The 5,479-nt window shown below is 76.4% G+C and carries 4 protein-coding genes; 3 read left to right on the top strand and 1 reads right to left on the bottom strand.

All coding sequences use genetic code 11. The features are described from left to right. Positions 1-91: 91 nt before the first annotated feature. Positions 92-1,576 (bottom strand): aldehyde dehydrogenase family protein, encoded by a 1,485-nt coding sequence (locus tag ACFUEL_RS34125; RefSeq protein ID WP_380241199.1) that lies wholly within the window; start codon positions 1,574-1,576, stop codon positions 92-94. A 173-nt stretch (positions 1,577-1,749) separates the two neighbouring features. Here ACFUEL_RS34125 and ACFUEL_RS34120 point away from each other — a divergent pair, with 173 nt between their 5' ends. The 3 genes from ACFUEL_RS34120 to ACFUEL_RS34110 all read left to right on the top strand — a co-directional run bounded on the left by ACFUEL_RS34120 (position 1,750) and on the right by ACFUEL_RS34110 (position 5,391). Beyond that, positions 1,750-2,547, top strand: a complete 798-nt coding sequence (locus ACFUEL_RS34120) for an IclR family transcriptional regulator (RefSeq protein ID WP_380241198.1) — start codon at positions 1,750-1,752, stop codon at positions 2,545-2,547. 266 nt (positions 2,548-2,813) lie between these two features. Further along, complete coding sequence (locus tag ACFUEL_RS34115; protein WP_380241196.1) at positions 2,814-4,133, top strand: polysaccharide lyase family 1 protein; 1,320 nt, start codon at positions 2,814-2,816, stop codon at positions 4,131-4,133. Between the two features lie 139 nt (positions 4,134-4,272). Further along, a complete protein-coding gene (locus tag ACFUEL_RS34110) occupies positions 4,273-5,391 on the top strand; it encodes a pectinesterase family protein (RefSeq protein WP_380241194.1) in 1,119 nt (372 codons plus the stop codon). Positions 5,392-5,479 lie beyond the last annotated feature (88 nt).

Genomic DNA, 5,479 nt, shown 5'->3' with positions numbered 1-5,479 from the left:
GCTTTATGGTGGGGCCAACGTAGCGCGCCCCCGCCCGCCGGGGCAACCGGCGGTGGCGCGGCGGGCGGGGGCGGCGGGCGGCGGACGCCTGTCAGGCGGTGGGGTCGCGGAGTTCGGCCGGGAGCAGCTCGGGCGGGGCGTCCTGGTAGCTGACGGGGCGGAGCCAGCGGTGGATGGCGGCGGTTCCGACGGAGGTGGTGGGGGTGGTGGCGGCCGGGTAGGGGCCGCCGTGCTGCATGGCGGGGGTGACGGCGACGCCGGTGGGCCAGGCGTTGAGGACGAGGCGTCCGGCCAGCGGGGCGAGGCGGGCGAGCAGGGCGCGGGTGCGGGCGGGGGGCTCGTCGGGGGCGTGGTGGAGGGTGGCGGTGAGGGTGCCGGGGAGGCGAGTGAGGGCGGCGTGCAGGTCGGTGTCGTCGCGGTAGCGGACCAGGACGGTGAGCGGGCCGAAGCACTCCTCGAGGAGGTCGTCGTGCAGGCGGTCGGCGGTGGTGGCGAGCAGGCCGGGGCGGACGGCGAGCGGGGCCCCGGCGGTGGGGGCGGGGCCGGGGGCGAGGAGGGTCTCGACGCCGGGGAGGGCGGCGCGGTGGGCGGCGCCGGTGAGGTAGGCGTCGCGGATCCGCGGGTCGAGCAGCGGGGCGGCGGGCACCTGGGCGGCGGCGGTGGCGGCGGCCTTCTCCAGGGCGGGGTGTCCGGCGGGGACGAGGACGAGGCCGGGCTTGGTGCAGTACTGGCCGTGGCCGAGGGTGTAGGAGGCGGCCAGGCCGGCGCCGATCTCCTCGGGGCGGGTGGCGGCGGCGCGTTCGGTGACCAGGACGGGGTTGAGGCTGCCGAGTTCGCCGTGGAAGGGGATGGGGCGGGGGCGGGCGGCGGCGAGGTCGTGCAGGGCGCGGCCGCCGCGCAGCGAGCCGGTGAAGCCGACGGCGGCGGTGAGCGGGTGGCGGACCAGGTCGGCCCCGGCGGCGAAGCCGTGGACGGTGGTGAGGACGTCGGCGGGCAGGCCGACGCTCTCGGCGGCGCGGCGCAGCAGGCGGGCGCAGAGTTCGCCGGTCTCGGGGTGGCCGGGGTGGGCCTTGACCACGACGGGGCAGCCGGCGGCGAGGGCGCTGGCGGTGTCGCCGCCGGGGACGCTGAAGGCGAGCGGGAAGTTGCCGGCGGCGAAGACGGCGGCGACGCCGAGCGGGGCCCTGGTGCGGCGCAGGTCGGGGCGGCCGGTGGCCGGGTCGGCGCGGTCGATCCGGACGTCGAGGTAGCCGCCGTCCTCGACGGTCTGCGCGAAGCTGCGCAACTGGTGGGTGGTGCGGGCGAGTTCGCCGGTGAGGCGGGTTCCGCCGAGGGCGGTCTCGGCGTCGGCGGCGGCCAGGATCTCGGGGCGGGCGGCGTCCAGGGCGTCGGCGGCGGCGTGCAGCAGGGCGGCCCGGCGGGGGCGGTCGGCGAGCGCGTCGAGGGTGCGGGCGGCGGCGGTGACGGCCCGGTCGACGTCGGCGGGACCGGCTTCGCGGGCCGGGTGGGCGCGGACGGCCCCGGTGCGCGGGTCGGTGCTGGGGACGGGGGCGCCGGGTCGGGCTTCGGCGGTCATGGCGCGGGCCTCCTCGTGGGGTGGCGGGGTCGGGTAGCGTCCGGTGCGCGGCGGTGTGCGGCCCGTCGTGGGGCCGGACGGCCCGTCAACCCTCAGTTGTTCAGTATGCTGAACGGCAGTCAACTATTTGAACTTCGCGGGACGATACGCCGCGGGACAGAATGGGGTCAAGGATGCCCTCGCCGACCAATGCCGCCCAGGGCGGCACCAGCCAGGGCGGCGGCGCCCAGGTGAAGTCCGCCGTGCGGACGGTGGAACTGCTGGAGTACTTCGCGGGGCGGCCCGGGATGCACAGCCTGGCGGAGGTGCAGGAGCAGACCGGCTACCCGAAGTCGAGCCTGTACATGCTGCTGCGCACGCTGGCCGAGCTGGGCTGGGTGGAGACGGACGCGACCGGCACCCGGTACGGCATCGGGGTGCGGGCGCTGCTGGTGGGCAGCTCGTACATCGACGGGGACGCGGTGGTGGCCGCGGCCCGCCCGGCGCTGGACGTGCTGGCGGAGGACACCGGGGAGACCATCCACCTGGCCCGGCTGGACGGGGCGAACGTGGTCTACCTGGCGACCCGCCAGTCCCAGCACAGCCTGCGGCCGTTCACCCGGATCGGGCGGCGGCTGCCCGCGTACTCGACCTCGCACGGCAAGGCGCTGCTGGCGACGCTGGGCGACGAGGCGGTACGCCGGCTGCTGCCGGAGCGGCTGGAGCCGCTGACCGAGCACAGCCACACCGACCGGGAGGAGCTGATCCGGGAGCTGGCCGAGGTGCGCGCCCGCGGCTACGCGGTGGACCGGGAGGAGAACACGCTGGGGCTGCGCTGCTTCGGGGTGGCGATCCCGTACCGCGTCCCGGCCCGGGACGCGGTGTCGGTGTCGGTGCCGGTGGCGCGGCTGACGCCGGGGCGCGAGCAGGCCATCCGGGACGCGCTGTTCGACGCCCGGGACCGGCTGACGCTGGCGACCCGGCACCTGTGACCCCCGGGCGCCGCTGACGCGGCGTCATGTACCTTACGGCGCCCCGCACCCCGGTGCGGGGCGCCGTCGCGTTCCGGTGCCGGACGCCTTGACAGGGCTGCGCGGGGCTCCCTAGGTTGCGGACACGGATGCGACCGGCGTTCACGGACGTGAACCGCTCCCGGGCATCCGACCGCACGCCGTACCGCACGCCGCACGCCGCACCGCGCACCGCACTGCACCGCACGCATGCACCCCACCCGACACGCTCGACGAGGAGCCCCGTCATGCGTCTGCCCCGCACCGTCCGCACCACCGGACCGCTGTTCGCCGCCGCCGCCCTGTGCGGCTCGCTGGCCTGCGTCCCGCCCGCCCACGCCGCCGACCTCGGCCACTCCGTGCTGGCCGCGAAGGACGGCTGGGCCTCCGCCACCACCGGCACCACCGGCGGGTCGAAGGCGGACGCCGCGCACACCTTCACCGTCTCCACCCGGGCCCAGCTGGTGGCCGCGCTCGGCGGAAAGAACTCCGGCAACGGCTCCAACGCCACCCCGAAGATCATCTACGTCTCGGGGGTCGTCGACCTGAACACCGACGACGCCGGCAAGCACCTGGACTGCTCGGCGTACGCCACGGACGGCTACTCGCTGCCCGCGTACCTGGCGGCCTACGACCCGAAGGTCTGGGGCACCTCCGAGGTGCCCTCCGGGGCCCTGGAGGACGCCCGCGCCGCCTCGCAGAAGAAGCAGGCCGACAAGGTGCAGGTCAACGTCGGCGCCAACACCACCATCGTCGGCGTCCACGGCGGCACGCTGCGCGGCGGCGGCCTGGTGGTGAAGAACGTCGACAACGTGATCGTCCGCAACCTGTCCTTCGAGAACGCCGCCGACTGCTTCCCGCAGTGGGACCCGACCGACGGGTCCACCGGCAACTGGAACTCCGAGTACGACGCGATGACGGTCTACGGCGCCACCCACGTCTGGGTGGACCACAACACCTTCTCCGACGGCGCCGTCCCGGACTCCGGCCTGCCGGTGTACTTCGGCCGGGTCTACGAGGTCCACGACGGGCTGCTGGACGTGGTCAAGGGCGCGGACTACGTCACCGCCTCCTGGAACGTGTTCAGGAACCACGACAAGACCAACCTGATCGGCAACAGCGACGGCGCCTCCGCCACCGACGCCGGCCACCTGCGGGCGACCTTCCACCACAACCTGTGGCAGAACACCGTCCAGCGCGCGCCCCGGGTGCGCTACGGGCAGGTGGACGTCTACAACAACTACTACGCGCCGACCGCCGGGGACTACGAGTACAGCATCGGGGTCGGCAAGTCCTCGCAGATCGTGGCGCAGAACAACTACTTCGCGCTGCCCTCCGGCACCACGGCCGCCAAGGTGCTCTACAACTGGGGCGGCACCGCGCTGACCGCGAGCGGCAACTCGGTCAACGGCACCGCCACCGACCTGACCGGCGCCTGGAACGCCGCCAACCCGGCCAAGCAGCTGGGCACTTCGGCGGGCTGGACGCCCACCCTGCGCACCAGGGTGGACCCGGCGGCGGCCGTCCCGGGGAAGGTCCGGACGGGCGCGGGCGCCGGTCGGCTCTGACCACTCCCCCGCACACGTCCCCCGCGCGCGTCCCCCCGCGCGCGGCGCGCACCGCACGGCCCCGGCGAGCCCCTCTCGCCGGGGCCCGCGCCGTCCCGCCCTTCCGCCCCCGTGCCCGCGTCCCGTCCGGAGGAACCCCGTGCCCACCCGCCGCACCGTCCTGCTCGCCGCCGCCGGAGCCCTGCTCGGCGCCGGCTCCACCGCCGCCCCCGCGTCCGCCGCCCCGGCCCGTCCCGGGCGGTACGGCACGCCCGCCGACCGGCTGAATCCCCGCACGCTGTACGTGGACCCGGCCGGGGCCGGCGACCACCTGACCGTCCAGGACGCCGTGGACGCCACCCCGGCCAACGGGGACCCGGCCACCGGCTGGACGATCGTCCTGGCGGCCGGCACCTACCGGGCGCCGGTGCGCGTCCCGGCCGACCGCGGGCACCTGACCCTGCTCGGCGCGACCGGCCGCGCCGGGGACGTGGTCGTGGTGCACGACAACGCGGCGGGCACCCCGAAGCCCGGCGGCGGCACGTACGGGACCACCGGCAGCGCCACCTTCACCGTGCAGGCCGACGGCTTCACCGCCGCGGACGCGACCTTCGCCAACGACTGGCTGCGCGCCGACCACCCCGGCTGGACCGGCACCCAGGCGGTGGCGGTGAAGGCCACCGGCGACCGGACGGCCTTCCTGCGCTGCCGCTTCCTGGGGCACCAGGACACGCTGTACGCCGACTCGGCGAGCCTGGGCTCCTTCGCCCGGCAGTACTACGGCCGCTGCTACGTGGAGGGCGACGTGGACTTCGTGTTCGGGCGGGCCACCGCCGTCCTGGACCGCTGCGAGCTGCGCACCCTGGCGCGCACCGACCTGGACTCCGTCCCGCAGGGCTTCGTGTTCGCCCCGAGCACCGCCCGGGCCGACCCGCGCGGCTTCCTGGCCACCCGGTGCGCCTTCACCAGCACCGCGCCGGCCGGCGCCTTCCGGCTGGCGCGGCCGTGGGTGCCCAGCAGCGACCCCACCGCCCGGCCGATGCTGACGGTGCGCCGCTCGCACCTCGGCGCGGGCATCGACCCGGCGGAGCCGTACGCGAACATGGCGGCCGACCACCCGTGGCAGCAGCAGCGCTTCGCCGAGTACGCGAACACCGGGCCGGGCGCGCGGGTGCCGGTGCCCGCGAACCGGCCGCAGCTGACCGCCGAGGAGGCCGCCGCGCACACCCGGGAGGCGTACCTGGCGGGCGCCGACGGCTGGCGGCCGTGGGAGTGCTGAGACGGCGGCCGGCGGCCGCGGGGAGCCGACGCCGTGCCGGCACCCCCGCGGCCGCCGGCACGGGCACGGGCACAGGCCCGTGCACAGG

Source organism: Kitasatospora sp. NPDC057198, from assembly GCF_042670125.1.
GTDB lineage: Bacteria > Actinomycetota > Actinomycetes > Streptomycetales > Streptomycetaceae > Kitasatospora.
This window is presented reverse-complemented; position numbering and strand designations above follow the sequence as displayed.

What these genes read in the sequence shown, in the direction of transcription:
- ACFUEL_RS34115 (WP_380241196.1), top strand. Translation starts at nt 2,814, where the DNA reads ATGCGTCTGCCCCGCACCGTCCGCACCACCGGACCGCTGTTCGCCGCC.
- ACFUEL_RS34125 (WP_380241199.1), bottom strand. Translation starts at nt 1,576, where the DNA reads ATGACCGCCGAAGCCCGACCCGGCGCCCCCGTCCCCAGCACCGACCCG.
- ACFUEL_RS34120 (WP_380241198.1), top strand. Translation starts at nt 1,750, where the DNA reads ATGCCCTCGCCGACCAATGCCGCCCAGGGCGGCACCAGCCAGGGCGGC.